Genomic DNA, 26,219 nt, shown 5'->3' with positions numbered 1-26,219 from the left:
AGTGCCCACACAGATGATTGCTTCATATTTTTAAAGAACATTTCGAAACATTTCGTTGTTTCGAGGGATGTGCATTCTAAGCATTCCCGATTTTTTGTCAACACTTAATTTTGAATTTCTTGAGAAGTTTTCTCTTAAGTTTTCAAAGCTAAGTTTTACTCGACTACCGACTCGTTGACTTATTGCTTTTCAGCGTTGCTCCCCGTGTCGGTGGATGCGCATTATAGGGAGATCCGATTTTAGTGCAACCCCTTTTTTCATTAAAACTTATAAAAAAGGTTCGTTCGAACAGAAAACACACAAAACCGCTTAAAAACCACATTAATGCAATATTTTCTTCATAAAACTGTCACCAGTTTTCGCGAAGGGATCATAAGTATTGATCAAATTTGGGAGGATGCAAGATACAGTTGAAGAAATTTTCACCTGCATCTTGGTATTCAACTATCAATTCTTTTAGTAAAGAAGACTATATAGCTTTCGTCGATATGCTGAAGCAACACTATCGCCATCAGGAAGCGAAGCAATAATATCTAAAAATCCCTTTTTGGCTTCACCGTAGTTCATATCTTTCTTAAGCACCATAAGTAGGCTTGCCAATGCTTCTTCTTTTTTACCCACATCTAACTGAGCTTGAGCTAACTGACAACGTAAGTCTAATGAATCAGACTCAGCTTCCACCGCTTGCTCTAGACGCTTTACCTCTGGTGAATCTTGTGCAGCCGCAGCTTGCGCCAATTTAGCGACTAAATTGTGGTAATACGGGTCTCGCTGTTCTTCATTTATAGAATCTAATAACGCTTGAGCTTCATCAAATTTTTGAATTTGCATACAGATATCCGCAAACACCAACTTAACCCGAGTGTTACTACTGTCAATGTCGTATGCCTTTTTCGCATAACCAAAGGCATTATTTAGGTCACCGCTTGCGAGGAACTGCTTCGCTTGATCAAGTAAAATAACTTCAGGTGATGGTAAATGCTCAGACAAAGCTTCTTTAATTTCTTCTTCTGTTTTTGCCCCTGCCAGCATATCTACTGGCGCACCACCTTTTAAAATCACAATCGTTGGCAAAGCTTGTAAACCAATTTGCTGAGCGAGTTGAGATGCCAGAGCTTGTTGGACATCACAATCAATAACGCCTACGGTTATATGCTCACTATAAGCTGCCGCTATCCTCTCCAATATTTGGTCTTGCTGAACACATTCAGGATTTTGATTGCTATAAAAGGTCAGCAATAACACTTTCTCTGGATTTGGATCGGTTATTACTTGCTGAATGTTTTCAGGGGTTAGTTGGATTTTATTGCTCATATTCTATTTTCTGTCTGAGTAATTAATATGGTTGATATAGTGACACTATCTGAATTTACAACCAAGCCAAGAAAACAATTATGCAGAGCTTGGCTTTCTCTTTCGGGTAAATTTCCCCTTTCTTGCCCCACGTTTTTTAAATGCAGGTACAGGAACACCTTTCAGTGCATTCGTATTGATAGACTGAGCGCTGTCAATAAATCCACCTAACTCATCACAAAGCGGTTGCATAAATTGATTATACGACGTTTCCTTATTGGCGATCTTTCCGAGCAATGACTCCCAGAGCGCAGTTCTGTCTGGTAATGAAAGTGACTCAGGTAGGGTTTGAATAAATGCTTTTCCCAGCGCCGTAGAATAAATCGTCTTACCTTCTCGTCTAAGAAACTGCCGTCTAAACAAAAGCTCAATAATTCCGGCCCGCGTCGCTTCAGTGCCAAGCCCGTCAGTGTCTTTCAATACCTTTTTGATAGATTGATCGGAAACAAACCGTGCAATACCTGTCATTGCACCTAATAAGGTGGCTTCAGTGTAATGCTTTGGCGGCTGGGTTTGCTTTTCTTTAACTTCACCTTTCTCGCATAAAAGTTGCTCTCCCACCTGTAACTTCGGCAATAGGCTTTCTTTTTCTATCTCATGACCTTTAAACAGTATCTTGAATCCTTGATCTGTTATTTGCTTCGCTTGTGCTTTGAATTGACCACCACTAATCTCCAACTCCACTTTAGTTTCGTTGTAGCGGTAGGGATGAAAGAATTGCGCAAGGTACTGTACAGAGATAAGTTGATAGACCTGCAACTCTCTATGCCCAAGCTGAGCACTGCGGAGCTTTTTAGTGGTTGGAATGATGGCGTGATGCGCTTCTACCTTTTTATCATTCCAACACGCTCCTTTTAGATTCATATCAGCTAACTTAATAAACTTACTGTCTATTCCCTGATTGTGATTAGCAGCCGCAATGACTTGCTCTCTTTCAACAAAGTGTTCTTGTGGTAGATAACGGTTATCTGATCTAGGGTAAGTGATCAGTTTATGTTTCTCATAGAGTGCCTGACAAATATCCAACACTTGCTGAGCTGATAAACCGTAGCGCTTATTTGCGTCAATCTGTAAAGAAGAAAGGTTATAGGGTAACGGCGGGTTTATCTTTTTTGGTTTCGTTTCAACCTTATTTATTGTTGCTTGCTTTTGACTGATCCGATCCGCAACGTTTTCGGCTAAGGCTTTAACCAGAACACGCCCATCTTCGTCCATATAGGGCTTACATGCTTCGCTTGGTACCCACTTAGCTTCAAAAACTCCCCAATTTGGTTTATTGATATGTGCAATCACCTCATAAAATGGTTTAGATACAAAGTTCTCTATTTCTAAATCTCTCCTAACAACCAAACCAAGTACCGGAGTTTGCACTCTGCCAACCGACAAAACGGTATTCACTCCCGCTTTTTGCCCGGCCAACGTAAATGCTCTGGTTAAATTCATCCCAAATAGCCAATCCGCTCTAGCTCTTGCAAGTGCAGATACACTTAAAGGAACAAATTCTTGATTAGAACGTGTCGAAGCCAAAGCCTTTTTCACCGCTTGAGGGTTTAAATCACTGATCAACAAACGTCGGATCGTTGCTCTTTTCCGCTCTGGCAAATTTACGAATTGAAATACTTCGTCCACGAGCAATTGCCCTTCTCTATCAGGATCTCCAGCATGGTAGATTTCATCGGCTTTTGTGAGTAACTTTTTTAAAGTGCTAAGCTGCTTTTTTGTTTTTGGCTTTGCCTTGAACTGCCATTGAGTCGGCACAATTGGTAGATCATGGAACTGCCATTTTTTGTATTTGGCGTCGTAGTCTTCAGGTTCTGCTTGTTCCAACAGGTGACCTATACACCAAGAAACCACATCACCATTCGCAACTTCTATATAACCATCTTGTTTTTTATGTGGTTTTGGCAAGACATCGGCGATTGCTCGACCTAAAGAGGGTTTTTCTGCGATATAGAGTTTCATGATTAGCTTAACTGTATATAGATACAGTTATCATAGTGAATTTTGACGAAAAACGCCATAGCTGCAAAGAGACTGTCTCCAGTCTCTTTGCAAACCAACAAACTTACGTTCTTAATAAATTAAGTTGCTTGTGTTTTTGTTCGACTATCAGCGTCATTGAACTGGCCGCTTGTTCAACTTCATCTGCGAACTTCGAAAGCTCAGCAGCGGCATCTGAAATGCCCGTTGTATTTGTATTAATTTCTTCGGTAACCATGCTTTGCTCTTCCGCAGCCGTCGCAATTTGTGTTACTTCATTAGAAATGCTTGTCAACTCAGCAACTAACGTACTCATTAACCTAGCCGATTCTTGGCAATAACTTACTGCATCTTCACCTAACTGCACAGAGCTCTCAATGATCCGACCTGAATTCGCGACCTCACTCTGTAGGTTGTCTATTAGTTTACTAATGTCGTCCGTCGAGGCCTGCGTTTTTGACGCCAAAGCTCGAACTTCGTCGGCAACAACCGCAAAACCACGTCCTTGCTCCCCCGCCCTTGCCGCTTCAATTGCTGCGTTTAAGGCCAGTAAGTTAGTTTGCTCTGCAATGGCTCTGATCACTTCTAGTATTTTGGAAATATCATCACTGCGCTCAGATACCTTCACGACCGCTTGTTTTGCATCAATAACTTGATCCGCCATTGATTGCACCGTTTCAGTTGTTTTAATGATACTTTGTTCGCTTTGCTGAACTTGATCAGCGGCCTGATTCGTACTTGCAGCCGCTTTTTCCGACGCCCGAGCCACCTCTGAAGCGGTTGCACTAAGTTCGTTAATTGCAGTAACTACGCTATCTATTTCCAAATGCTGATTAGCGACTTTGTTTTTGATGTTTATCGCGGCTTCTGTTGTTCGATGCGACTGCTCATAGGAAGATTCAGCAAGACCTTTGAGGTCATCAATCATCTTTCGTAGTTTATCAGTAAAGCGGTTAAAGCCATGCGCCAAGGCAATCAACTCAGCATGATGACTCACTTCTAGCTCATGCGTTAAATCGCCTTCGCTAGAAGCTAAGTTCTCTACCCGCTCCTGAATATGCGTAAGCGGCCCGATAATTGTGTTCACTAATACCACCGCAATGGCAATGCCAATAACAGCAATAACAATACCGATAATAAGCATCCAGCGACCAACGGAGTTTGTCGACTCCTCCAGCTGACTTTGCAGCGTTGTAGCAGAACTCAGTGCAATTGCCTTAGGCAGTTCGATTACCAGAGACCAAGTGGTGTTTGGTAACGCAATGTTGATAGGTACTGCTACGACTAAATCTTCACCAAGCTCTTTAATCCCTGAACCTGTGTGCAGCGATTTTAACACCTCAGCCCTATCTGACTTTGTCGACTCAGCAAGTGGGCGGGCTAAATTCTTGTAGTGACTAGAACCCACAACAAGACCCAGCTCACTTAACAAGGTTACCTTAGCGGCTCCTGAGTAAAGCGAGTTTGAGAGCTCGTCGACCATAGTTTGAAAAATCGGCAAATTTACATCCACGCCCACTAAGCCTCTAAATTGACGATTGACCACGACTGGCGTGGTCAATGAGGTCATCAGCATTTTGTTGCCCGGAGAAATTTCATATAAATAGGGCTCCATGATACAAGGCGCTATTTTATCTTTTGCGCACAGATACCACTCGGCTTCTCGTAGGCCAAATTCATTGATTGCATCGGCATATTTTTCTTCTGCCGACTCAACTTTTTGTTGCATCGGACCATTGGCTTCTTGAGTGAAGTAGAGCTCTAAGGTACCAGCGCCCGGCACAGAGTGACTCGAACCACCTTGATTACTGGCATCATTGCCATCGTAACCATTCGGTTCAAACTGTGCATACATAGAAGACACAAAGCGATTTTGCTTTAGCGCACCATTGACAATTTCTTGTACTTGTTCACGGCTCAGAGGATCCTGTGTGGCGGTATGAGATAGTACACCCGCCAAAGTATAAGGAACACGATAGGCTTCATTGATAAAGCCAGCCACACGTTGCCCATATTGGTTGCCTTTAGCGATAAGGCCTTGGGATATTTCATCATAAATCGCTTGTTGGACCCCTTCACTTTGCTTGGTATTTTCCGCTGCAAGGTGAAACCACATTGTTGTCACTAATATAACAACCAAACTCGTTACTAATGCTGTTACAAAGAATAAGAGTTTGTTTTTAATCGAAGCTTGTTTCATAACATTCCCAGTTTTTAGACTTAGTATGCAAACAAATTGCACTGCACGTTCATCATCAACTTGATAAAACGAGTGACCCCTATTTTTATCGGCGACTATGAAGTCTTTTTTAACTGTAGCAAAAAATTTAATAACGTACTGAAATTTATGATGCTTAGGCGGTGTATTTTGAGGAATAAATTATAAAGTGATGGATAAAAAAATAGCGCCGAAGCACTATTTTTTTATCTTGTCTTTGCCAGTCGTCTTTTCATTACTTGGCAAGCGGTGATGTATTGCTGACTTAATCAGCATATATCCAGAGATGGGAGCGGTGAGCAGCAAAAATATTGAAATCAAGATTTCCTTTACACTCACGCCATCAGTCGTGGTACTGAAATACACCATTGCCGAGGTCAATAAGCACGCCATTCCAAGCGTTGTGGCTTTTGTAGGGCCATGGAGACGCATAAAAAAGTCAGGCATTTTCACAAGACCAATAGAGCCTATCAATACAAACGCACCACCTAACAGTAATAAAATGGAAATTATCCATTCTGACATATCGCTCTCCTATTCTATGATGTCGCCGCGCAGCAAATACTTACATACCGCGACCGTACTTACAAAGCCAAGCATTGCTATTAATAATGCGGCTTCAAAGTACAATGCCGTTCCCATACTCATTCCGTACAGAATAATAAGCGCAATGGTATTTATATACATGGTATCGAGCGCTAAAATTCTATCTGGAATTGAAGGCCCAACAACCAAACGCCACAGGTTTAGCAAAAGCGATACACCAATCATCGCAAAGACAATCAGAATTACAGTTTCTAGCATTCAAAAATCTCCTTCAATGGCGCTTCATAACGAGATTTAACCGTATCAATCAATGCTTGCTCATCCGTAAGATCTAACACATGGATCAGTAAGTATTTACGTTCTGGTTTTTCGCCACTTTTTACAGACTCAGGCCAAGGGTATACCTCAGCACTTACGGTGCCAGGAGTTAAAGATACCGTGCTGGCTAAAATAGTAATTGGCATAGCTTGATCTATATCGAGCGGCACCAACACGAAACCGGGGCGTAATTTCTTCGTTGGTCCTAAGATCTTTATCGCAACCTCAACGTTGGCGGTGATGATATCGTAAAGCACCAACAGCAAATGAGTAAACGCACGCCATGGCTTAATGATCAGTGGTTGCTTAGTTCTAAACCGATAGGTAATCAGCGGGATCACAATCGCTAGAATAGTCGCGAGAATAATATGCCCAGCTGACACACTATTATTCAGCAATAACCACACAGTAAATAGCAGTAAGCTGCGAAATGGAGTTGGTAGCCATTTAAACCTTGCTTCTAAACGCATCTATTTCGCTCCTTTTAACACAGCATTCGTCATGCTAGAAAAGTCGTGTAAAGAGTCGGCTGCCGACAATGCGTAATCAGTCAATGGACCGGCAAAAATCACCATTAACGGCGCACAAGTTATCAAAGTAAGAATTGCGATAATTTGGGCAGGATGCGCTTTTTCTGCCGATTGTGTATCGACTTTACCCGTATGATGCCAAAACACAGTGCTACCTGCTTTTGAGACACTGACTAATACCGCTAAGCTTACTAGTAAATACACCGCCCAAAACCAGTATGTGTGGCTCGACTCGATGGTCGACTTTAAGATCCATACTTTGCCAATAAAGCCTGATAGCGGCGGCATACCAATCACAGTGATTGCCGCAATCGCAAACATGATGCCTAGTAACATAGGTTGAACTACTGGGCGACCCGCGGTGATCCTGTCAGCAACTTTACCCCTTTGTTTCCCCACTAAATCAGCAAGTAAGAACAAAGCAGCAGACACTAATGTCGAGTGCACTAAATAGTAAATGGCTGCAGCGCTGCTATTTACCGTTTGTACGGCGACTAATGCCACTAGGGTACCAACTGACACCACCACTAAATTTGCAGACAGCTTACGCAAATCTTGACTAGCAAGTACGCCGATCCCACCTATGACGATAGTCGCCAGAGCGAGCCACCATAGCCACTCTTGTGCCATATGACTTAATTCACCAGCTTGATCGCCAAAAATCAGTGTATACACGCGCATCATGGAATACACACCCACTTTAGTCATGATTGCGAATAAAGCCGCAACAACAGGTAACGCGGTTGCATAGGTGTTTGGCAGCCATAGATGAAGCGGTAGCAAGGCGCCTTTTAGCGCAAATACAACCAATAATAACAAGCCGCCAATCTTAGCAAGATAAACATCATCTCCTTGTAAGAAGGTGATCTTATATGCCATATCCGCCATGTTCAGAGTACCAAGCACACCGTACAAGATACCTAATGCAATCAAAAATACCGACGAACCCACTAGATTTAGGATCACGTATTGCAGTGAAGCACGGGTATTGTGCTTATCACCACCATGCATTAACAGCGCATAAGACGCTATCAACAAAATCTCAAAAAATACAAATAAGTTGAACGCGTCACCAGTTAAGAAAGCGCCGTTTACCCCCATCACCAAAAAGTGCAGTAACGGATGGAAGAAACTTCCTCGTTCGTCGTCTCCGGCACAGCTATACAGCGAACACACAAAACACAACAACGCGGTTAAGCTGACTAACAGAGTAGAAAGTTGATCAGCAACTAACACAATACCAAACGGTGCTTGCCAGTTACCAATCGCATAAACCTGAATGCCAGACTGCTGAACATGTAGTAAAAGTGAGGCACAAACTGCAAACGTGATCAGCGACATAAGTACTGAAACTTTACGCCTAATCGCTAGGTTTTTACCACACGGTGGCATCAGCAGGATCACCCCTGCCAACATAGGTAATAAAATAGGTAAAGAAGTCAAATGTTGGATCATGCTTTACCCTTTTTGTCAGGAACAATGCCATTTACATGGTCATTACCCAAATCAGAACGACCGCGAATAGCTAAGATCACGACAAATGCCGTCATTGCGAACCCGATAACAATTGCCGTCAATACCAAGGCTTGCGGCAGTGGATCTGCATACTCACTGCTATAACCAAGCACTGCTGCTTTGTTTAAGGTCAATCTACCCGATGCGAACAAAAACAAGTTGACCGCATAAGACAACATAGTTAAACCAAGAACAACTGGGAACGTTCTTGCTCGTAGAATCAAAAATACGCCACAGGCTACTAGCAAGCCCACGCACGATGCATAAAGCAATTCCATTAAATATTCACCTCTTCTTTGGGCGCATTTGCCGTTACTTTACCTAGGCTCGCCAAAATCATCAGCGTTGCACCTACCACGGTGATATAAACACCAAGGTCGAATGCGATGGCACTTGCCAACTCAGTTTTACCTACCAATGGGATATCAAAATAATCAAACCATGAGGTTAAGAATGGTTTGCCAAAGAACCAACTTCCCACACCGGTTGCTAGAGAAATAGCGATACCCGTTGCGATAATCTTGCGGTAATTGACATCAAAGCGCTCTGCAATCCAATTCGAACCATGAGCAATGTATTGTAAAATAAAGGCTATCGCCGTGATTAGGCCCGCGATAAATCCACCACCCGGTAGATTGTGGCCGCGCAAGAAAATATAAACCGAAACCAGCAATGCCAAAGGCAATAAGCTTTGTGAAATACTTGCCAGCAGTAACGGATATCTCTCTTTTGCCCAAGGTCTGCCTTCACTGTCACTACCTGGCATAAATAGTGGTAAGTTGATCAGCAACTTATAAATACCGAGCGCCGCAATTCCCAGCACGGTAATTTCACCTAGCGTATCAAAACCACGGAAATCCACTAAGATAACGTTAACGACATTGGTCCCGCCACCGCCAACTTTGGCGTTTGCAATAAAGAACTCAGAAATACTATCCAATGGCCTTGTGATCAAGGCGTAACTGATACTTCCGATGATCACACCAATTGCTGAAGCAATACCCATATCACGGAGTACGCGGATAGAACTAGACTCCTTCGGCGTTCTTTGCGGTAAGAAGAATAACGCAAGCATCAACAGGATAATGGTTACTACTTCTACCGTTAACTGAGTAAGCGCTAGATCAGGTGCTGAGAAGCGCGTAAAGGCAACCGACACCATGAGACCAACAACCGAAATCATCAGCAGTGCAACCATACGAGTACGATGCCAGATAACCGTGCCAATCGCTCCAATCATTAATAAACCAGCTCCAATACCGTTATGTACGTCAATTGGCGTCGGCTCTAAATTACCCACTAACTGTGACATTTCAAACAATGGCCAGCCTGCACTCACCAGCACAACGATAAACATCAGCATCAGATAACGCTGTAACGAGCCATTTTCTATTGCGTTTACGCGCGCGCGACTCCAAGACACTATGTTGTACATAGTGCGTTCAAACGTTTTCTTAGCGTTCATTGGTGGTAATGAAGCTTGGAATTGGAATAGGTATTTGCGCTGAGTATAAATTAATAAACCACCACATACCGCAAGGCCACTCATAAGCAGTGGTAAGTTAAAGCCATGCCAAATAGCAACCTCAAAGGTTGGCGCAGCCTCTCCTAATACCGCACTTGATGCTGTTTTTAACATGCCATCAACGATAAAGTTAGGGAACATGCCGACTATCAAACATAAAGCGACCAAGATTTCGATTGGAAAACGCATATAGCGTGGCGCTTCATGTGGCTCCTTGGGTAAATCAATTGGATCTCCGTTGAAGAATACGTCATGAATAAATCGCGCCGAATACGCAACAGAGAATGCACCGGCGATTGTCGCCAAAATTGGAATCAACCACGACATAGAGCCCAGAAGTTGCTGGTGTAGCGTCTCGGCAAAGAACATTTCTTTAGACAAGAAACCATTAAGTAGCGGCACCCCAGCCATCGCAGAAGCGGCAACCATCGCAAGCGTTGCGGTATAGGGCATAAAACGCCACATACCGTTAAGTTTACGCATATCACGAGTGCCCGTTTCATGGTCGATGATCCCCGTCGCCATGAATAAAGAGGCCTTAAACGTTGCGTGGTTAATAATATGGAAAACCGCCGCAACAGTTGCAAGCTCAGTATCCAGACCAAGTAATAAAGTAATAAGGCCTAAATGGCTGATCGTCGAAAACGCCAGTAGACCTTTTAGATCATGTTTAAATAACGCGATATAGGCACCAACGAGCAATGTCGCTAAGCCAGTTAGGCCAACGAGGATAAACCACAGCTCTGTACCCGCCAGCGCAGGATAAAAGCGCGCCAGTAAGAATATTCCAGCTTTCACCATAGTCGCAGAGTGTAAGTACGCACTTACAGGCGTTGGTGCAGCCATCGCGTGCGGTAACCAGAAATGGAATGGAAATTGCGCGGACTTGGTAAATGCGCCAAGTAGCACAAGGATTAACGCCACTTCATATAATGCGTGGGATTGAATAAGCTCACGACTCGATAAAATCACATCCAGGTTATAACTGCCTACAATATCTCCTATCAACATCAAGCCAGCGAGCAGTGCTAAGCCGCCACCACCGGTGATAGCAAGTGCCATTTTCGCCCCTTTGCGGGCCTCTGACTTATGCCACCAATAGCTAATAAGTAAAAATGAACTAATGCTGGTAAGCTCCCAGAATAACCACAGCTGTAATACGTTATTAGACATAACAATACCAAGCATAGCGGTCATAAAGAGCATTAAGTAAGCATAAAGTTTAGGCATGGAATCATTGGGGCTCAGGTAGTATCTGGCATAGAAGATAACCAGCATACCAATGCCCAAGATCATGAAAACGAACAGCAACGCAAGACCATCCAGTCTAAACGCGATGTTAATATCTAGAAGCGGGACCCATTCAAATGTGTACCGAATAGTCTCTCCTGCGAAAACGGCAGGGGCGAGATCAACAGCAAGTAAAATTGCCACTGCTGGCGCTACTAAGGTTATAGCAGTCGACTGATTACGAGAAAGCTTTCCCGTAAATGCAGAGATAAAACTGCCAATTAAGGATAGCAAGGGTATCCAAAATAAAGTCATAGATGAAACCTTTTATTTGCGTCGTTATGGCTCGTTTAGATTAATGTGACAATCTCCCTTCCAAGTTGGAGCGATCAGTACACATTAACCACACGTACATGAACCCTGTTATACTTGATTAGTGTTTGAGTTGTCTAGGGTTTCACTTTCTAGCTGATGCTATTTTAGCCAACCTTAACAAACTATTCAGAATAAGTTCAAAACTATTCAGCCGAATTAACTGCTATTTTATCTTCTAAGGGTCCTGAATTCAGTACTGTTAACCACCTTTTACGGTAATTTTCATCTAACTTAATTGATTGATATTCCAGCAAAGAGTGACTATTCGAGGGTTTATATGAGGAAAGTTTACCTAACTCGCAAGTGCGACTCGGTACCCAATTGCTCGGTGCTTGGTCACCAACGTAAAGATTTGGTGCCTTTTGCCCTGAAGTCGCACAAAGCCATTTTGCTTTTTGGGCTGGTATTGGGTATTCATCTTCAAAGCCGCTAAAGTGCATAAGCTCATGTATCAGCGTATTGTAAGTGCTGGTGGGGCTCAAAGTCATGTGCTTGCCGCTGACATTAGCAAGCCCCTCCGTTGCCATAAATACCAAGTGATCGTATTCCGACAAGCCCTGCTCGTATGTTAAGTCACACATTGCAAATCCCCTTTGCCTCTTACAACTGAGCTTATTCGCCGCATATATCGGTTTAGATAAACAATATACGCCTGTGGCCGGCTCTGGTTGCTGCTCATAAGCATGTTTAAGCACTTGTAAACGCTGCAAACCATCTAAATCACTGGCGATTAATGCAAGATTAAACTGACAAGACGCACTTGAATGCTGACGCTCTGAGAGAGTGTGAAACTGTCTTAAGTAGGGGTTATTCAAAAATGTCGTAACAGACTTTCCTTGCCACACCGCGAGCAACGAAGTGAGTTCTGGGTTTAACGCGTAGCGCTTTGAAAGCGCATAAAGCAAGTGATATCGGCCAAGTGATACTAACTGCTCGGACACTTGCTGACGCTGCTGACGATTCAAACGAGACCAAGTATCGAGTAAAAGCAGCTTAGTGCTATTTTTCTCTTGAGCACTCAAATCGCGCTGTAACCGTTCAAACTCCCAACTTGGTTGCTTTAGGCCTGCAATGGCTTTTACTAATTGTGCACTTGCTTGTGAGGGTAACACCTCAAGCGCTGGTGCAATGGCAAAATAGCTATTTGGATTGGCGACGACAAGTGCTGATTTTTGCGCGATGGAGAGATGTGCATAATTAGGGCTGCTTGAAAACAGCAGCCCAATAAGCACGAAAATAAAAAGGTGTTTAGCTCGCGTCTTGTTCGTCATTCAACTGGGCAAGTAAATCAAGCTCAAGACGGGCGTATTTATGTTCTACAAACTCATATACATTAGTTGCCAGTGCGAGCTTAAAATAGCTAATCGCAGAAGCCAAGTCCCCTTGGGTCTGATATCGCTTAGCCAGATAAAAATAGGCTTCACAGAGACGCTGCGCATACTCTTCTTGGGTGCTCACGCCCTCAGAGATCTGCGCAAGAAATGCTTCTTCAGATAAAGTGCCCAAATACAGTGCAACTAACTGAGACGACCACTCTTCAGGGTCTAATGCTTGGCTATTTGCTGCCAATGTCTGTTTAGCAAGTGCATCGTCTATTTGCTGCTGAGCAATATACAGCCACATAGCGCGGTACGCATCTTTTGGAGCACGCGCCAAAAAAGCTTCAAAATCTTTTACAGCTAAATCAGCTCGCTCGCCGTAATACAATGCGATACCACGATTTAAATAGGCATATTCATGTTGCTCGTCAAGCTCTAGCACAGCATCAAACATTTCATATGCACGGCCATAATTTTGTTCTAACGTTTGATGAATACCAAGGAAATTATATACTTCGGCGAGATCCGGCTTAATTTGTACGGCACGATTGAAGTCAATACGAGCAAGCGTTTGTAAGCCAATGCTATCATACAGCATACCGCGATTGTATAGCAGCTGCGCGCGTTGCTCATTTGCCATATCCGGCTGCAAGAGTAACTCGTTAAATCGAGCAATGGCAATCTCATTACGGAAATTGGCTTGAAGTGGTACTGCAAGCGGAACATTTACAATGTTTTTAGTGGCCTCTGGCTGCGTGCTTTTACATCCTACCAGCCCCATTAGCACTAATGGCACAACTATTTTCGCTAACTTCATTTCCTTCCTCATTCAATGGCATTTGCCCGTTTAGAGTCTTTGCACAGGTATACCAACAATCTGATTATTTAACCTGAGCTTCGGATAATTAATGCCTTTCTAGCAGCCAGTTTTAGCGCTAACTGCGTTGAATTCACTTCCAATAGCCAGCTATTGGTGCGTAAATTCGCCTTGTTATCCCTAAAACTGTCTGGCTAGATAAGGGTATAATTTAATGTGGTATTAAAAACAATGAGTTAGCTCATTCCTTATCCAAACCTCAGGTTATTTACTATAACTTTGCCTTGTTCTCTATTGACCAGATAAACTCAGTTTTGTTTCATCATTTTGAGTCAAACAGCATTAAAGCATAAAAAAAGGGGCTATTCAGCCCCTTTACACTTCTATTCTATGCAAAGCATTGCAAAGATTACTCAGCGCCTTCTTCTTTAGGCTGCTCAGCTTTTTTCTCTTGTGCTTCTTTGATACTTAAGCGAACACGGCCTTGGCGGTCAACTTCAAGTACTTTAACTTTCACTTCTTGACCAACAGTTAAGTGGTCTGAAACGTTATTTACGCGCTCTTCACTGATTTGTGAGATGTGCACTAGACCATCTTTACCAGGAAGTACGTTTACAAACGCACCGAAGTCTACGATACGGATAACTTTACCAGTGTAAAGCGTACCAACTTCAAGCTCTGCTGTAAGCGCTTCGATACGTGAAATAGCAGCTTGTGCGCTATTACCATTCGTTGCAGCGATCTTGATAGTACCGTCGTCTTCAATTTCAATCGTTGTATCTGTTTCTTCAGTAAGCTGGCGAATTGTTGCACCACCTTTACCGATAACTTCAGCAATCTTCTTCGCAGGGATTTTCATCGTGTAGATACGTGGAGCGAACTCAGATAGCTCTTCAGAAGGTGCAGAAATCGCTTGGTCCATCACACCTAGGATGTGTAGACGCGCTGCTTTCGCTTGGCGAAGCGCGATCTGCATGATTTCTTTGGTGATACCTTCAATCTTGATATCCATTTGTAGTGCAGTTACACCGTTTGCTGTACCCGCTACTTTGAAGTCCATATCACCTAAGTGATCTTCATCACCCAGAATGTCAGAAAGTACAACGAAATCTTCGCCTTCTTTCACTAGACCCATCGCGATACCAGCAACTGACGCTTTAACTGGAACACCAGCGTCCATTAGCGCAAGTGAAGTACCACATACTGATGCCATTGAAGATGAACCGTTTGATTCAGTGATTTCAGATACTACACGTACTGAATATGGGAATTCAGCCAGTGTTGGCATTACTGCCGCAATACCACGCTTAGCTAGGTTACCGTGGCCGATTTCACGACGCTTAGGAGATCCTACAAAACCCGTTTCACCTACACAGAATGGAGGGAAGTTATAGTGAAGCATAAAGTGATGCTTGTGAGTACCAGTTAGGTCGTCTAGCATCTGCGCGTCACGCTCAGTACCAAGGGTTGCTGTTACAAGTGCCTGAGTTTCACCACGAGTAAAGATTGCAGAACCGTGAGTACGTGGCAGTACACCCGTCATCACGTCTAGCGCACGAACCATATCTGGTTCACGACCGTCGATACGTTTTTCGCCAGCAATGATACGGCTACGTACAATTTTTTTCTCAAGTGAGCTGAATGTTTTACCTACCACTTGCTCGTCTAGTGACTCGCCTTCAGCAACTTCAGCGCCTAGCTTTTCAATGACTTCTGCTTTTGCTTCAGAAAGTGCTTCTTTACGTGCAACTTTGTCAGTAATACGGTAAGCATCACCTACTTTTTGCTCTGCAATTGCAGCGACTTTTTCAGCTAGTGTTAAATCTTTTTCAGGTGCTGTCCAATCCCATGCCGCTTTACCAGCTTCAGCACGGAATTCTTCGATTGCTTTGATGATAGCTTGTGATTGCTCGTGACCATATACAACAGCGCCAAGCATTTCTTCTTCAGTTAACACTTCAGCTTCTGATTCAACCATTAGTACTGCGTTTTCAGTACCCGCAACAACTAGGTCAAGCTTACTTGTCTCTAGCTCTTTTAACGTAGGGTTAAGTACGTATTGACCATCGATGAAACCAACGCGCGCTGCACCTAGCGGGCCATTGAATGGAATGCCTGAGATAGCTAGTGCTGCTGAAGTACCAATCAAAGCAACGATATCTGGTTGGATCTCTGGGTTTACAGAAACCACTGTCGCGATAACCTGAACTTCGTTTACAAAGCCGTCTGGGAATAGAGGACGAATTGGACGGTCGATTAGACGAGCGGTTAGTGTTTCACCGTCTGAAGGACGACCTTCACGCTTCAAGAAACCACCTGGGATACGACCCGCAGCGTACATTTTTTCTTGGTAGTTAACCGTTAGTGGGAAAAAGTCTTGGCCAGGAGCCGCTTCTCTTCTTCCTACAACAGTAACAAGTACCGAAGTATCACCAATACTTGCAAGTACTGCGCCGTCAGCTTGACGTGCGATAGCACCTGTCTCTAGAGTCACCGTGTGTTGACCTAGTTGAAATTCTTTAATAATTGCTTGCACAATATTTTCCTTACTAAATGGTTTTCAACGTCAACGGGGACCAATCACAGTCTTAAATAAACTCACCATAATTTACTTAAGCACTACAATTGGAAATCCGATTGACGCTTGTTTAAAAGTATTTTTAAACGGCTGTAAGTATACTGATAGAACAGCCACAAAAAAAGGGGCTAATTAGCCCCTTTTTTACTGTTGGATAAATTTCCAACAAGAAATCAAAAATATTAGCGACGTAGGCCAAGCTCTTTGATTAGTGCAGCATAACGGTCAACGCTCTTGCCTTTTAGGTAGTCAAGAAGGTTACGACGTTGGCTAACTTTACGTAGAAGACCACGACGTGAGTGGAAATCTTGCTTGTGGTTAGCGAAGTGACCTTGTAGCTTGTTAATGTCAGCAGTTAGAAGTGCAACTTGTACTTCTGGTGAACCTGTATCACCTTCTGCGCGTGCAAACTTTGCTACGATTTCTGCTTTTTCTTGATTGCTTAGTGACATAATAACTCCAAAATAAGTTTAGTAATGCTTCAGCCGATCACTAATTCAGCCAAAGCGGAAGCTGGCGGATTATACCAGCATAAACTCCCCTTGCATAGGAAGATTTTATTGTGATTCCGGCTGAGCGGAAGATAGCGCGCGTTTTGCTTTCAATAACCCTTGTGGATTACGCTCGCCAATCCCAACAAACTTGCCATCAGCAACCACTTTAACAATACCGTCTGGTAAATTTTCGACAGCAACGGTTTGCCCATGACCAAAAGCAACACCTTGCTCAGCGCTAATATCAACAACGCTCAAGTCGACCAAAGCGGTATCCATCGGCAACAATAATTCATCGAGATAAGTAGAAGGCGCAACTTCTTCCGCTTTTGCTTTCTCAAGTAACGCTTCGAGCTCGACTAAGGTAATCATTTTGTCGCTAGGGTAATGACCAACTTCACTACGGTGTAACATAATGACATGCGCACCACAGCCAAGCTTTTCCCCCAAATCATCGACTATCGTACGAATATAAGTGCCCTTAGACACATGCACCGTCATTTGAATTTGTTGAGTTTGCTCGTCATATTCGTCTAACGTGATACGATAAACATTAATTTTGCGGCATTTTCGCGGTACTTCGATGCCTTCACGGGCATATTTGTATAGCGGTTGGCCCTGATATTTGAGCGCCGAATACATCGAAGGGTACTGATCAGATTCCCCCAAGAAGCTGGCAATTTCTTGCTCTAGCTGCTCAAGTGTTACATTTACTGGTCGCGTTTCAACTATTTCACCATCAGAATCTGATGTCGTCGTGCGCTCACCCAGCTGCGCTCTCACCACGTAGGTTTTATCGGTATCAAGCAAAAACTGGGTAAACTTAGTCGCTTCACCAAAGCAAATTGGCAACATACCGGTTGCCAGCGGATCCAAAGCACCGGTGTGGCCCGCTTTTTGAGCGAAATAAATGCCCTTTGCCTGCTGCAGTGCTTTGTTAGAAGAAATACCTTGCGGTTTATTTAATAACAGAATGCCGTCGATCGCACGGCCTTTGGTGCGACGCGCCATTACTCTTCCTCTTGGTCTTTATCTCCAGACTCAGGACCACGCTTTGCGTTGTCTTCTCTGATCACAGAGTCAACCAAGTTAGAAATACGCATACCTTCCATTAGGGAGTTATCAATAACAAATTTAAGCTCAGGCATGATACGCGCACGGATACGCTTGCCAAGAAGCGAGCGAATATAACCGGTTGCTTCATTCAGAATAACCGCACTTTGCTTAGTTTTGTCTTCATCACTGGTATTCAGCACTGTAATGAATACTTTTGCATAAGAAAGATCGCGTGATACCTCAACAGCTGACACTGTTACCATACCCAATCTTGGATCTTTAATTTCGCGCTGTAGGATCACCGCAATTTCTTTTTGAATTTGCTGTGCTACGCGATCTGTACGAGAAAATTCTCTCATTTTCACCACTTAAAATTTCAAAATCTATGAGATCACAAATGGGGGCTAGTGCCCCCATCTCAAGTATTTTAATAACTTACAATTAAAGCGTACGCTCTACCTGTACAGTTTCAAATACTTCGATTTGGTCACCGACTTTAACGTCGTTGTAGTTCTTAACGCCGATACCACATTCCATACCGTTACGAACCTCAGCAACGTCATCTTTAAAGCGACGAAGTGACTCAAGTTCACCTTCGTAGATAACCACGTTATCACGAAGTACACGGATTGGCGCGCTACGTTTAACCACACCTTCAGTTACCATACAACCTGCAACAGCGCCGATCTTAGGCGACTTGAACACGTCACGAACTTCAGCAAGACCAATGATCTCTTGCTTAAATTCTGGTGCAAGCATACCTGTCATTGCTTGTTTCACTTCTTCGATTAGGTCGTAGATAACGCTGTAGTAGCGTAAGTCTAGGTTCTCAGCTTCAATGACTTTACGAGCAGAAGCATCCGCACGTACGTTAAAGCCAACGATGATAGCGTTAGAAGCCGCTGCAAGCGTTGCATCCGTTTCAGTGATACCACCAACACCTGAACCTACTATCTTCACTTTCACTTCATCTGTAGACAGTTTAGTCAATGAATCAGCGATTGCTTCGATAGAACCTTGAACGTCTGCTTTTAGAACGATGTTCACTTCAGATACGTCGCCTTCAGTCATGTTAGAGAACATGTTCTCAAGCTTCGCTTTCTGCTGACGAGCAAGCTTCACTTCACGGAACTTACCTTGACGATATAGTGCCACTTCACGTGCTTTACGCTCATCACGAACTACTGTCGCTTCGTCACCAGCTGCTGGTACGCCAGAAAGACCTAAGATCTCTACTGGAATTGAAGGACCTGCGGTTTTAATGTCTTTACCGTTTTCGTCTTTCATCGCACGAACACGGCCATATTCAAGACCACAAAGTACGATATCACCTTGGTTTAAGGTACCTGATTGAACAAGTACAGAAGCAATCGGGCCACGACCTTTATCAAGACGAGATTCGATTACCACACCAGATGCCATACCTTCTTCAGAAGCTCGTAGCTCTAATAGTTCAGATTGCATTAGGATTGCTTCTAGTAGCTCATCAATACCAAGACCAGTCTTAGCTGAGATATGAACAAATTGCGTTTCACCGCCCCAGTCCTCTGGGATTACGTCTAGTTGAGCAAGCTCATTCTTAACACGGTCAGGGTCAATACCCTCTTTATCCATTTTGTTCACAGCAACGATAAGTGGTACTTCTGCCGCTTTCGCGTGTTGTACCGCTTCTTTCGTCTGAGGCATTACACCATCGTCCGCTGCAACAACAAGTACAACGATATCGGTTGCTTTCGCACCACGAGCACGCATTGATGTAAACGCCGCGTGTCCAGGAGTATCTAGGAAAGTGATCATGCCACCTTCAGTCTCAACATGGTATGCACCGATATGCTGAGTAATACCGCCGGCCTCGCCGTCTGCAACTTTCGCTTTACGAATGTAGTCAAGTGTTGACGTTTTACCGTGGTCAACGTGACCCATTACTGTTACTACTGGCGCACGAGGCTCAAGAGAACCATCTTCGCTGCGGTCATTTAGTACTTTTTCTTCTAGCTCGTTTTCTTTCACTAGAATGACTTTGTGACCCATTTCTTCAGCAACTAGCTGTGCAGTTTCTTGATCGATAACTTGGTTAATCGTAACCATGTCACCCATCTTCATCATTGTCTTAACAACTTCAGCGCCTTTAACAGCCATACGAGAAGCAAGCTCTGCAACAGTGATTGTTTCACTGATACGTACTTCTTGTTTCACTTCTGCCGCTGGCTTTTGGAAACCATGCTGTAACGAAGTTGGCGCTTTTAAGCGACCTTTTTTGCCTTTCAGCTTCTTCGCATTCGCTTCTGCAGCTTCTTCTTTCGCACTTGGCTTTCTCTTCTTCTTACGACGTGCGCTTTTCTCTTCACGTGCATCAGATTCATCTTCCGCTTCACGAGCGTAAGTAGAAGTTGTTAGGTGGTGATCAGCATTTTCTTCACGACGAAGACGCTCTTCTTCTTCCGCCTTCCAACGTGCTTCATTTTCTTCAGCTAGACGACGAGCTTCTTCCGCTTGACGTTTTGCTTCTTCTTCTGCCTTTTTCAGGGCTGCCGCTTCTGCTTCTTGACGCAGACGCTCAGCTTCTTGACGTTCTTTAATTTGTTGCGCGCTATCCACTTCTTTACTCTGCTTATCTTTGGCTTGACGTTCAGCATCAGCTTGTCGCTTCGCCTCTTCTTTAGCTTTGCGCTCGGCTTCCTCATCGGCCTTGCGTTCCGCTTCTTCGCGCGCGTTGCGCTCAGCTTCAACTTTGGCCTGTTGCTCTGCTTGTTGCTGAGCCATTAACTCTGCTTCTTTGCGCGCAGCTTCCTCTGCAGCTAAGCGTTCTTGCTCTTTTTGCTGCTCGATTGCGCTCTTTTTAACGTAAGTGCGCTTCTTACGGACTTCTACAGATACAGACTTCGCTTTACCAGATGAGTTAACACTTAACGTGCTTTTACTCTTACGCTGTAGAGTCATACGCTCAGGGCCGGTTGAACCAGTGCCACCGTGTTGCTTGCTTAGGTGATCAAGCAACGTCGCCTTTTCGGATTCAGTAACTTGGTCGCCCTCGGCTTTGGTGATCCCTGCATCTTTTAACTGTTGTAGTAATTTATCAACAGTTGTACCAATACTCTCGGCTAGTTTGTTAATGCTCACTTCTGCCATACGTGATGTTACCTCCGTTAATAAATTACTCTTCGCTGAACCAGCAAATGTTACGTGCAGCCATGATTAACTCACCAGCTTGCTCTTCTGATAACTCAGAAATTTCAACTAAGTCATCAATACCTTGCTCTGCAAGGTCTTCAAGTGTAACGATACCTTTGCTAGCAAAAACAAAAGCGGTATGACGCTCAAGTCCTTCAAGTCCTAGTAGGTCTTCTGCAGGTTCTGCATTTTCTAGACTTTCTTCATCGCGAAGTGCTTTCGTAGTCAGTGCATCTTTTGCACGGTTACGTAACTCTTCAACGGTTTCTTCGTCTAGACCGTCGATTTCTAAAAATTCAGCTACTGGCACATAAGCCACTTCTTCAAGTGAAGAGAAGCCTTCGTTAATCAGTAGTGTTGCAAAATCATCGTCGATGTCTAGGTTTTCAGTGAATAGATTAACCAATTTATCTGATTCTTCCGAGCTCTTACGCTCCATCTCTTCCACTGTCATTACGTTTAGTTCCCAACCAGTAAGTTGGCTAGCTAAACGTACGTTTTGACCATTACGACCAATCGCTTGCGCTAGGTTGTCAGCTTCAACTGCAATTTCCATTGTGCGCGTATCTTCATCCATTACGATTGAAGCTACTTCAGCCGGTGCCATCGCGTTGATTACGAACTGTGCTGGGTTATCATCGTAAAGTACGATATCAACACGCTCGCCGCCAAGCTCTGAAGACACAGCTTGTACACGTGCGCCACGCATACCAACACATGCGCCTACAGGGTCAATACGCTTGTCGTTTGATTTTACAGCGATTTTAGCACGAGAACCAGGGTCACGTGCAGCGCCTCTAAGCTCAATCATTTCTTCGCCAATTTCCGGAACCTCAATGCGGAATAGTTCCATCAACATTTCAGGCTTAGAACGCGTAACAAATAGCTGTGCACCACGCGCTTCAGGCTTCACTTCATAAAGTAGGCCACGTACACGGTCACCCGGACGGAAGCTTTCGCGTGGTAGCATGTCTTCACGGTAAATTACCGCTTCAGCATTGTTACCAAGGTCGATAACGATAGCGTCACGCGTTGCTTTTTTAACAACACCTGTCACTAGCTCGCCTTTTTGATCTTTATATGCATCAACAACTAATGCGCGCTCAGCTTCACGTACTTTTTGTACGATTACCTGTTTCGCCATCTGTGTGGTGATACGGTCAAATTTAATTGATTCGATCTGCTCTTCAACGTAATCACCTAATTGAATGTCAGGCTCATCAACTTGTGCCGCTTCAAACGTGATTTCCGCATATGGATTCTCTAGTGAACCGTCTTCTTGTGGTTCAACCGCTTTCCAACGACGAAAAGTATCGTACTCGCCCGTTTTACGGTCGATAGTAACGCGTACTTCGATTTCACCGCCGTGCTTCTTTTTTGTTGCTGTCGCTAGTGCGAACTCTAATGCTTCAAAAATCTTTTCTCTTGGGACCGCTTTTTCATTGGAAACAGCTTCTGCCACCAACAATATTTCTTTTGCCATAGGTAATGCCTCGCTTGCCCTTGTCCTTCGCACTCAAAGTTAGAATTTTGCGATGATATTGGCACGCTCAATGTTGCTCAACATCAAGATGAAATCCTGAGCGTCAACTTTTAACGTGATCATATCGCCATTAACTGCTACTAAGTCGCCTTTAAAATTACGGCGACCTTCTTGCGGAAGTTTAGTACGCAAACGTACTTCCTCTCCCACTGCTGCTTCATAGTGAGCTTGTTTGAATAATGGTCTGTCAACACCAGGAGAAGATACTTCCAAACTATATTCGTTCGTAATCGGGTCTTCGACATCTAAAATTGCACTAACTTGACGACTCACTTCCGCACAGTCATCTACATTAATGCCGTTTTCATGATCGATATATACACGAAGTGTAGAATGACGACCAGCTTGCACAAACTCAAGACCGAGTAATTCAAAGCCACACGCAGCAACTGCAGGCTCCAACATTTCAGTCAAATCTTGCTCGAGTTTTGACACAGAACTCCTCCATACAAACAAAAAAAGGGCCTAAAGCCCCAAATCATAGCTGCTTGATCTTGGGCTCAGAATACACCTTGCGCCAGATACAACAACGCCCCGAACCAAGCGGGGCGTCACACGAATAACAAACTGTGTGGCCAAAGGCCGTGCTTGGTTTGCGAGCTATCTCAGCCAAATTAATCATCAACTTAAACAAAAAAGCCGATGCTTAAACGCAAAACGCGCATTACAAGGAATGCGCGAAATCAAAGAACTCAATCTTTAACTTGGTTGCGGGAGCCGGATTTGAACCGACGACCTTCGGGTTATGAGCCCGACGAGCTACCAGGCTGCTCCATCCCGCGCCAACACATAAAATTGTTTTACTTCTACTTTTCAAAGAAGTGGTAATCGGATTTGAACCGACGACCTTCGGCACTTTACCAAATCAAGCACCCGACCATCTATCGAGCAACTCCATTCTACACCGAAACATAAAATTGTTTTACTTCTACTTTTCAAAGAAGTGGTAACCGGATTTGAACCGACGACCTTCGGCACTTTACCAAATCAAGCGCCCGACCATCTATCGAGCAACTCCATTCTACACCGAAACATAAAATTGTTTTACTTCTACTTTTCAAAGAAGTGGCAATCGGATTTGAACCGACGACCTTCGGCACTTTACCAAATCAAGCACCCGACCATCTATCGAGCAACTCCATTCTACACCGAAACATAAAATTGTTTTACTTCTACTTTTCAAAGAAGTGACATCTCAAAAATGCCATTTGAATGGGCGATGTATTGCCCATGCTTAAAGCCAATTATACTGAAAAACGAAAGTTTCAGTCCGATTGACTAAATATGCTGCGTATTATAAAGACAGTATGCCTAGATAGCAACCTTGATTTAGAACTATCTTCTGACGTTTCAGCTCGTTGCTGAGATGTAATCAGGTATTTTACTTTTCACATACAACACCGTGACACCAAACTCATCGGTCCAGTTTCGTCTCCTCCCATTTTTTGTAACAAAAAAGAAATATTTGATCCATAATTGGGGACAGAAAAATCACGAAAGAAAGGAAAACCAAATGAGAACGGTTATAAAATCAAGCAAATTGACAGCGCTGTCTATATTTAGCTTTGAAGCGTTTGCAGCGCAATGTGAATCGGCAGGACCACAAACACCGAGAGATATTGATAGTTTGCAGGGTCACAACAAACGGGTTTTTGCTATGGCTCCACCAAAAGAAAAACTCAACCTATGTAACATCCACTTTCATAAAAATGCGGAACATAAAGCCAAAGACTTCTCTGTCGTTTCCAATGACCCGAAGTATGGTGGATTCCAATGTAATGCAACTGCAAGCCTCACCCCTGCGGAACTTGCTCCTGCAGAAGATAAAGTATGTAACAACGTAAAGCCCGGCGATACAATTGAAGTACACTGGGTTCATAGCTCTTGTGATGTAAAACCAGGCCCGACACTCGGTGCTTGCTTAAATGACAGCTGCGCCAACCCTGATCTACGCGTCGAAACTCAGGTGTTTTTAGTGGTTAATGATGAAAATGCGCAAGACTTCACTGAGCTCGATTATCAAGGCCAAGTTGGCGGCTACCATCAAGCAGGTGCTCTACCAAGCAATACCGGCACACCAGTTGAGTTTTTAGGTTCAACCACAGGACCTAGCTATAACAACCAACAGTGCTCACCTTTACAGGTAAGCTGGAGTGTACGCCCAAGCTGTGCCAAAGTTGATATAAATAGTCTCGCGCGTTGGTGTAAAGACAATGATTTTGAAGAGGACCATGCGCATGGCATTCGTAAACTCGTGACAGATCCACAGTTACTTTCACCAATTAAGCACTAATATTTTTAAATGAACGTGGGCCGTTGCTCAATATCGGCCTACTTTAGCTAGGTCCAGCATATTGAAATTCAATTAATTATTGCAATGTAAGAAAAATCTCACAAAAAAATATTAAAAAGTCTCGCATTTAAAAAAAACAGCTATACTCAGACTTAGGCTATTTGTTTTTGAGCAAAGGATCCGCTCTTCATCAGTTTGAAGAGGCGTCTATGAGCATTACTCCCTATCAATATCAACTTTTAACTCAAACGCTTGCGAGTATTCGTCCGAATTTCCATGGCTTTTGCACTTCTTGGTACAACCAAATTCAACATTACGATTTGCGCATGCAAATTCCAACAAATGTGGGACAACTCATAATCTGGGAGCATCAAATATTTGATTTTGTGCAAAATTGTGTGATGCGTATCCCACAGCAGTCAAACTTATTACATTATCTGCAAAAACAACGCGGTACGCTGTTATTTATGGGAACGTCAGAAAAAGATATCAGTGTCTTGTTGTTTACCTTTACAGCAACGCTCAAAAGCCATCTTGGCAGGCATTTTACCACAGCAGCAAAAAACGCTTGGAACAAAGCACTGTTACTCATCGAAAATATGCTGCGCTTTGAATTATTCAAGAAAACGAATATTGTTGGTCTACAGGAGTTCAAAAGAGCGCAGCAACAAGCAAACTAACTTGAGCTGCTAAACGAAGAGACAACGGCAGCCACTAAACATCACTCTAAGATCAAAGTCATGCAGAGCTTACAAAACTAAACTCTGCGTGACTTCTGGCCCTTAGCTATTTAGACTTTCACAAAATCTTTATATAGGAAGTGATAAAATGCTAAGAGCGATTGCCTTTGCGTCTACTATGGTCGTTTCACTTACCGCATGCGATATGCTGGAAGACTCTAAAGCCCAAATCGAGGCACAATATTTATCTGAACATCAAGAGCTACAACAAGTGGTTGAGCAGATCCGTGATAAAGGAATTGAGTCAGTACAAGCATCAGCAGAAGTTGGCAGTGTTGCAGCTTGCGTTGCAAATAATCTAGATGCCGATCCGATGGGCGCGCTTATTGCGGTTGAAGGCGCATTGCAAGACAGTGCAAATTTAAGCGACCTACTCAACTCTATTTCTCGCCTAAGCCAACAGGAAATTTCCATCGAACAATTTCCTGATTTGCTTCAGCAAGGTGCTGATACAGTTAGATATTTAAGAACTTTGCTCGAGCAGTATGATTTGGCGGAGCTAAAACAGCAAGCGAGCAACTTACTTGAGCGAGGCCAAACCAAAACACAAGACGTTGGTGCTCACTTGCGTACACTTATAGAATCTTGCCAAATTAACTGAGCAGTTTAGCTGATTGT

The 26,219-nt window shown here is 43.6% G+C and carries 21 protein-coding genes and 1 tRNA gene; 3 read left to right on the top strand and 19 right to left on the bottom strand.

The features are described 5' to 3' along the window. Positions 1 to 456: 456 nt before the first annotated feature. The 19 genes from MHN30_RS17140 to MHN30_RS17050 all read right to left on the bottom strand — a co-directional run bounded on the left by MHN30_RS17140 (position 457) and on the right by MHN30_RS17050 (position 23,350). On the bottom strand, positions 457 to 1,314 hold the full coding sequence (locus MHN30_RS17140; RefSeq protein WP_130164621.1) for a tetratricopeptide repeat protein: 858 nt from the start codon (positions 1,312 to 1,314) through the stop codon (positions 457 to 459). Between the two features lie 78 nt (positions 1,315 to 1,392). Further along, positions 1,393 to 3,315 carry a DNA topoisomerase III gene (locus MHN30_RS17135; RefSeq protein WP_239360497.1) on the bottom strand — a complete coding sequence of 641 codons (1,923 nt, stop codon included), beginning with the start codon at positions 3,313 to 3,315 and terminating at the stop codon, positions 1,393 to 1,395. A gap of 103 nt (positions 3,316 to 3,418) precedes the next feature. After that, complete coding sequence (locus MHN30_RS17130; protein ID WP_130164623.1) at positions 3,419 to 5,533, bottom strand: methyl-accepting chemotaxis protein; 2,115 nt, start codon at positions 5,531 to 5,533, stop codon at positions 3,419 to 3,421. Between the two features lie 216 nt (positions 5,534 to 5,749). Beyond that, positions 5,750 to 6,076 (bottom strand): Na+/H+ antiporter subunit G, encoded by a 327-nt coding sequence (locus MHN30_RS17125; RefSeq protein ID WP_010370840.1) that lies wholly within the window; start codon positions 6,074 to 6,076, stop codon positions 5,750 to 5,752. A 9-nt stretch (positions 6,077 to 6,085) separates the two neighbouring features. Beyond that, positions 6,086 to 6,355, bottom strand: coding sequence for a K+/H+ antiporter subunit F (locus MHN30_RS17120; RefSeq protein ID WP_010370838.1), 270 nt, complete (start codon positions 6,353 to 6,355; stop codon positions 6,086 to 6,088). Then, entirely contained in the window at positions 6,349 to 6,885 is a 537-nt protein-coding gene (locus MHN30_RS17115) for a Na+/H+ antiporter subunit E (RefSeq protein WP_069020959.1), read from the bottom strand. The genes MHN30_RS17120 and MHN30_RS17115 overlap by 7 nt, the downstream gene beginning before the upstream one ends. Further along, positions 6,886 to 8,400 carry a monovalent cation/H+ antiporter subunit D gene (locus MHN30_RS17110; protein WP_239360496.1) on the bottom strand — a complete coding sequence of 505 codons (1,515 nt, stop codon included), beginning with the start codon at positions 8,398 to 8,400 and terminating at the stop codon, positions 6,886 to 6,888. It abuts the gene before it with no gap. Continuing rightward, entirely contained in the window at positions 8,397 to 8,738 is a 342-nt protein-coding gene (locus MHN30_RS17105) for a Na+/H+ antiporter subunit C (protein WP_010370832.1), read from the bottom strand. The genes MHN30_RS17110 and MHN30_RS17105 overlap by 4 nt, the downstream gene beginning before the upstream one ends. Beyond that, the gene (locus MHN30_RS17100; protein WP_130164624.1) at positions 8,738 to 11,530 is read right to left on the bottom strand and encodes a monovalent cation/H+ antiporter subunit A; all 2,793 of its coding nucleotides are present in this window, start codon (positions 11,528 to 11,530) and stop codon (positions 8,738 to 8,740) included. The genes MHN30_RS17105 and MHN30_RS17100 overlap by 1 nt, the downstream gene beginning before the upstream one ends. A 203-nt stretch (positions 11,531 to 11,733) precedes the next feature. Beyond that, positions 11,734 to 12,861 carry a hypothetical protein gene (locus MHN30_RS17095; protein WP_239360495.1) on the bottom strand — a complete coding sequence of 376 codons (1,128 nt, stop codon included), beginning with the start codon at positions 12,859 to 12,861 and terminating at the stop codon, positions 11,734 to 11,736. Then, positions 12,839 to 13,726 (bottom strand): lipoprotein NlpI, encoded by an 888-nt coding sequence (nlpI, locus tag MHN30_RS17090; protein ID WP_039492207.1) that lies wholly within the window; start codon positions 13,724 to 13,726, stop codon positions 12,839 to 12,841. Before nlpI ends, MHN30_RS17095 begins: the two co-directional genes overlap by 23 nt. Positions 13,727 to 14,135: 409 nt before the next feature. After that, positions 14,136 to 16,262: a polyribonucleotide nucleotidyltransferase gene (pnp, locus tag MHN30_RS17085; RefSeq protein ID WP_239360493.1), complete on the bottom strand. Its 2,127-nt coding sequence runs from the start codon at positions 16,260 to 16,262 to the stop codon at positions 14,136 to 14,138. A 224-nt stretch (positions 16,263 to 16,486) separates the two neighbouring features. Then, positions 16,487 to 16,756 carry a 30S ribosomal protein S15 gene (gene rpsO, locus MHN30_RS17080; protein WP_010370825.1) on the bottom strand — a complete coding sequence of 90 codons (270 nt, stop codon included), beginning with the start codon at positions 16,754 to 16,756 and terminating at the stop codon, positions 16,487 to 16,489. Between the two features lie 105 nt (positions 16,757 to 16,861). After that, positions 16,862 to 17,809 carry a tRNA pseudouridine(55) synthase TruB gene (gene truB, locus MHN30_RS17075; RefSeq protein ID WP_045989551.1) on the bottom strand — a complete coding sequence of 316 codons (948 nt, stop codon included), beginning with the start codon at positions 17,807 to 17,809 and terminating at the stop codon, positions 16,862 to 16,864. Further along, positions 17,809 to 18,213 carry a 30S ribosome-binding factor RbfA gene (rbfA, locus tag MHN30_RS17070; RefSeq protein ID WP_239360491.1) on the bottom strand — a complete coding sequence of 135 codons (405 nt, stop codon included), beginning with the start codon at positions 18,211 to 18,213 and terminating at the stop codon, positions 17,809 to 17,811. The genes truB and rbfA overlap by 1 nt, the downstream gene beginning before the upstream one ends. Before the next feature lie 82 nt (positions 18,214 to 18,295). After that, positions 18,296 to 20,983 carry a translation initiation factor IF-2 gene (infB, locus tag MHN30_RS17065; protein ID WP_039492199.1) on the bottom strand — a complete coding sequence of 896 codons (2,688 nt, stop codon included), beginning with the start codon at positions 20,981 to 20,983 and terminating at the stop codon, positions 18,296 to 18,298. Positions 20,984 to 21,008: 25 nt separating this feature from the next. Continuing rightward, the gene (gene nusA, locus MHN30_RS17060; RefSeq protein ID WP_239360490.1) at positions 21,009 to 22,508 is read right to left on the bottom strand and encodes a transcription termination factor NusA; all 1,500 of its coding nucleotides are present in this window, start codon (positions 22,506 to 22,508) and stop codon (positions 21,009 to 21,011) included. 39 nt (positions 22,509 to 22,547) lie between these two features. Continuing rightward, on the bottom strand, positions 22,548 to 23,003 hold the full coding sequence (gene rimP, locus MHN30_RS17055; protein ID WP_010370818.1) for a ribosome maturation factor RimP: 456 nt from the start codon (positions 23,001 to 23,003) through the stop codon (positions 22,548 to 22,550). A gap of 270 nt (positions 23,004 to 23,273) precedes the next feature. After that, positions 23,274 to 23,350 (bottom strand) — tRNA-Met (locus MHN30_RS17050). Between the two features lie 731 nt (positions 23,351 to 24,081). Between MHN30_RS17050 and MHN30_RS17045 the strand changes: the two genes are divergently transcribed. From MHN30_RS17045 to MHN30_RS17035, 3 genes are all read left to right on the top strand, one after another. Continuing rightward, positions 24,082 to 24,861 (top strand): delta-class carbonic anhydrase, encoded by a 780-nt coding sequence (locus MHN30_RS17045; RefSeq protein WP_239360489.1) that lies wholly within the window; start codon positions 24,082 to 24,084, stop codon positions 24,859 to 24,861. Positions 24,862 to 25,070: 209 nt separating this feature from the next. Next, entirely contained in the window at positions 25,071 to 25,541 is a 471-nt protein-coding gene (locus MHN30_RS17040) for a hypothetical protein (RefSeq protein WP_017217789.1), read from the top strand. Between the two features lie 148 nt (positions 25,542 to 25,689). Next, on the top strand, positions 25,690 to 26,202 hold the full coding sequence (locus tag MHN30_RS17035) for a hypothetical protein (RefSeq protein WP_130164628.1): 513 nt from the start codon (positions 25,690 to 25,692) through the stop codon (positions 26,200 to 26,202). The last annotated feature ends 17 nt before the right edge of the window (positions 26,203 to 26,219 follow it).

Origin of the sequence: Pseudoalteromonas sp. OF7H-1 (genome assembly GCF_022347825.1) — a bacterium.
Lineage (GTDB): Bacteria > Pseudomonadota > Gammaproteobacteria > Enterobacterales > Alteromonadaceae > Pseudoalteromonas > Pseudoalteromonas maricaloris.
The sequence above is the reverse complement of the archived record's forward strand: the minus strand, read 5'-3'. Positions and strand labels throughout refer to the sequence as shown.

Coding starts and splice junctions, on each gene's coding strand:
- MHN30_RS17135 (WP_239360497.1), bottom strand. CDS start 3,315: ATGAAACTCTATATCGCAGAAAAACCCTCTTTAGGTCGAGCAATCGCC.
- MHN30_RS17110 (WP_239360496.1), bottom strand. CDS start 8,400: ATGATCCAACATTTGACTTCTTTACCTATTTTATTACCTATGTTGGCA.
- infB (WP_039492199.1), bottom strand. CDS start 20,983: ATGGCAGAAGTGAGCATTAACAAACTAGCCGAGAGTATTGGTACAACT.
- MHN30_RS17035 (WP_130164628.1), top strand. CDS start 25,690: ATGCTAAGAGCGATTGCCTTTGCGTCTACTATGGTCGTTTCACTTACC.
- MHN30_RS17095 (WP_239360495.1), bottom strand. CDS start 12,861: ATGACGAACAAGACGCGAGCTAAACACCTTTTTATTTTCGTGCTTATT.
- MHN30_RS17125 (WP_010370840.1), bottom strand. CDS start 6,076: ATGTCAGAATGGATAATTTCCATTTTATTACTGTTAGGTGGTGCGTTT.
- MHN30_RS17115 (WP_069020959.1), bottom strand. CDS start 6,885: ATGCGTTTAGAAGCAAGGTTTAAATGGCTACCAACTCCATTTCGCAGC.
- MHN30_RS17120 (WP_010370838.1), bottom strand. CDS start 6,355: ATGCTAGAAACTGTAATTCTGATTGTCTTTGCGATGATTGGTGTATCG.
- truB (WP_045989551.1), bottom strand. CDS start 17,809: ATGGCGCGTCGCACCAAAGGCCGTGCGATCGACGGCATTCTGTTATTA.
- MHN30_RS17140 (WP_130164621.1), bottom strand. CDS start 1,314: ATGAGCAATAAAATCCAACTAACCCCTGAAAACATTCAGCAAGTAATA.
- rbfA (WP_239360491.1), bottom strand. CDS start 18,213: ATGAGAGAATTTTCTCGTACAGATCGCGTAGCACAGCAAATTCAAAAA.
- MHN30_RS17100 (WP_130164624.1), bottom strand. CDS start 11,530: ATGACTTTATTTTGGATACCCTTGCTATCCTTAATTGGCAGTTTTATC.
- nlpI (WP_039492207.1), bottom strand. CDS start 13,726: ATGAAGTTAGCGAAAATAGTTGTGCCATTAGTGCTAATGGGGCTGGTA.
- MHN30_RS17105 (WP_010370832.1), bottom strand. CDS start 8,738: ATGGAATTGCTTTATGCATCGTGCGTGGGCTTGCTAGTAGCCTGTGGC.
- MHN30_RS17045 (WP_239360489.1), top strand. CDS start 24,082: ATGAGAACGGTTATAAAATCAAGCAAATTGACAGCGCTGTCTATATTT.
- rpsO (WP_010370825.1), bottom strand. CDS start 16,756: ATGTCACTAAGCAATCAAGAAAAAGCAGAAATCGTAGCAAAGTTTGCA.
- MHN30_RS17040 (WP_017217789.1), top strand. CDS start 25,071: ATGAGCATTACTCCCTATCAATATCAACTTTTAACTCAAACGCTTGCG.
- MHN30_RS17130 (WP_130164623.1), bottom strand. CDS start 5,533: ATGAAACAAGCTTCGATTAAAAACAAACTCTTATTCTTTGTAACAGCA.
- nusA (WP_239360490.1), bottom strand. CDS start 22,508: ATGGCAAAAGAAATATTGTTGGTGGCAGAAGCTGTTTCCAATGAAAAA.